General features: G+C 70.1%; 1 protein-coding gene. It reads left to right on the forward strand.

Annotation, left to right across the window (positions count from 1 at the left end; all coding sequences use genetic code 11):
* A partial coding sequence (locus tag ACIQOV_RS35750) for an SDR family NAD(P)-dependent oxidoreductase (protein WP_401054990.1) occupies positions 1-2,835 on the forward strand: 2,835 nt, incomplete at its 5' end.
* Positions 2,836-2,850: the final 15 nt, after the last annotated feature.

Genomic DNA, 2,850 nt, shown 5'->3' on the forward strand with positions numbered 1-2,850 from the left:
ACCCACCAACAACGCCGCCGCATCCCCCTCCCCACCTACCCCTTCCAACACAAGCGCTACTGGCTCGAACCCCAGATCCCGCAGGCGGCGGTCCAGCGCACGCCCGGCCCGCACCCGTTGCTGGACCAGGTCCTGCTCCGGTCGATGGGCCAGTCCGTCTTCCTCACCGAGTTCTCGCTGGAGCTGCACTGGGTACTCTCCGAACACAAGCTGCTCGGAGAGGCGATCGTCCCCGGAACCACCTACCTGGAGATGGCCCGCGCCGCCGTCTCCCTGCACTTCGGCCGGCCGGTCACCGAGCTCTGCGACGTCACCTTCCTCGTCCCGTTGCTGGTGCAGGAAGGAGCCCCACGGACCGCACACACGACCGTCCGGGAAATCGACGACCTGCAGGCCGAGTTCACCGTCGCCAGTCACGACCCGGCGAGCGACCACTGGACGGTGCACGTCCAGGGCATGGTGAGTGTCAAGCCGCACACCGCACCCGCGCCGCCGCAGGATCCGGCAGCTCTGCGTGAGCTCTGCTCACTGGAGAGCGTGGACATCGCCCGGCGGCAGACCGAGCACAAGGTGATGGAGTTCGGCGATCGCTGGCGGAGCAGCCTCCCGACCGTGCACCTCGGCATCCGGGCCGCCCTCGGCATACTCGACCTGCCCGAGCAGTACCGGGCCGAGTGCCAGGACCACCTCCTGCACCCGACCCTGCTCGATCAGGCCACCGGCTTCAGTGGCTTCGCCGTCCTGGAGACTCCCGATGACCGTCGACTCGCCCTCGGCGAAAGGGACTTCTTCCTCCCGGTCGGCTACGACTCGCTGCTCCTGCACGGCCCGCTACCCGCTCGCGGCCTGAGCTTCGTCCAACCGCATCCGGGCTATGTGAACAACGCCGAGTTCCGCAAGGTCGACGTGGTGATCTGCGACGAGTCGGGGACCACCGCTGCCGAGATCCGCGGCTTCACCGTGAAGCGCGTCGCCGACGCCAAGCGCACAGTCGCCCAGCTGCGCCCGCACACCCGTCATCACACCCTCCGATGGGTCCCGGCACCGGCACCCGAGGAGCGCCAGGCCCCGCCCGCCCGGGTCCTGGTGATCGGCGAGCAGGGCAGCATCAGCGCCGAGCTGAGTGCCGCACTGCGTGCGCGCGGCGTCAGCGTCGCCGAGGCGGTACTCGCAGACCGGTGGCAGCAGACAGTTCCGGACCGGTACGAAGTGCCGCCCACCCCGGAGGGTTTCGGTCGACTGCTGGACGCACTCGGTGCGGAGCTCCCGGACGAGGTCGTGCACGTCGCGGCCCCTGCCGACGGCGGCGTCCAGCAGGATCTGTCGCTCCTGGAGGCCAGGCTCGGCCACGGCGTCCACAGCCTGTTCCACTTGGCCCGCAGCCTCTCCGAGCGCGGCGTGGCCCCGGCCGGGTTCAGCGTGGTCGCCCCCTCGGTGGCGCGGGTGACCGGCACCGAGCCGGAGACGGCCCCGGTCCACGCGACGCTCTTCGGCCTGGCGAAAGTGATCGGACAGGAGTACAGGAACACCGACGTGTTCTGCCTCGACATCGCCGGCGACACCGGCGCCGAGGCCGTCTGTGCCGAACTGCTCGGAGCCCGGACACCCGCCACCGTCGCGCTGCGCGACGGGCACCGGTACGTCGCGGAGCTCGCACCGGTGCACCTGCGGGAGCAGCCGAGGTCCGCGCCGGTCCGCCCGGGCGGGGTGTACCTCATCACCGGCGGTCTGGGCGGACTCGGACTCGCGGTCGCCCGCCATCTGAGCCGCTCGGGGCCGGGTGCGCGGCTAGCCCTGGTCAACCGCACCGAACTGCCGCCGCGCGAGCGGTGGGACGAGGTCACCGACGCCAAGGTGCGCGGGCAGATCGAGGCACTGCGTGAACTGGAACGGAACGGCGCCGAAGTTCGCAGCTACTCCGGTGACGTCACCGACCTGACGGTCATGGAGGGAGTCGTCGCGAAGATCCGCGCCGATCTCGGCGCGATCGGCTGCGTCGTCCACGCGGCCGGTGTCGCCGGAGACGGCTTCCTCTTCCGCAAGGACGCGGAGACCTTCCGTCGTACTCTGAACCCCAAAGTGCTCGGCGCCACCGTGCTGGACCTCGTCACCCAGGACGATCCGCCGGATTGCATGGTCAACTTCGGTTCCACGGTGGCGATCTTCGGCGCGGCCGGGCAAGGCGACTACACTGCCGCCAACAGCTACTTGGACCAGTTCGCCGAGCAGCGCTCCGCGCGCGGCCGGTGGACGGTGACGGTCGACTGGAGTGACTGGCTGGAAACCGGCATGGCCTTCGACCACGGAGTCCAGCAGGACCAGGGCTTCTTCCGGTCGGTATCGGTCGAGGACGGTCTCAGCAGCTTCGAGGAGATCCTCGCCTCGGCCTGCACCCCGGTGATCGTCGGCGAGGTCAACTACCGCAAGCTGGGCGGGTCCAGCGAGCTCGCGGAGCTGCTGCGTCGCGCGCCGCTGGTGCTGGCCGTCCCGATCCAGCAGGCCATCGCCGCGGCCCGCGGCAGTGCCGGCGAATCCGCCGCGCCGTCGGACGGCACGCCGTCCGACGGCGAGCCAAAGCTCTTCGGCAAGGAGAGCGGCGAGTTCAGCGACACCGAGCGCGCGCTCGCCCGGATCTGGGCCCGCGAGCTCGATCTCACCGAGCTCAACGTGCATGACACCTCGTTCGCGCTCGGGGTGGACTCGCTGGCCGCACTCCGGATCGCCCAGAGCATCCAGAAGATCATGGACATCCGGGTCTCCATGGTCGACCTGTTCCGCTACGTCACGATCGCGGATCTCGCCGACCACCTGGACACCAGGGACGCCCAGGCCTGACCAGGCACCCCCACT

The sequence above is a fragment of the Kitasatospora sp. NPDC091257 genome (assembly GCF_044757675.1).
Classification (GTDB): domain Bacteria; phylum Actinomycetota; class Actinomycetes; order Streptomycetales; family Streptomycetaceae; genus Kitasatospora; species Kitasatospora lactacystinica.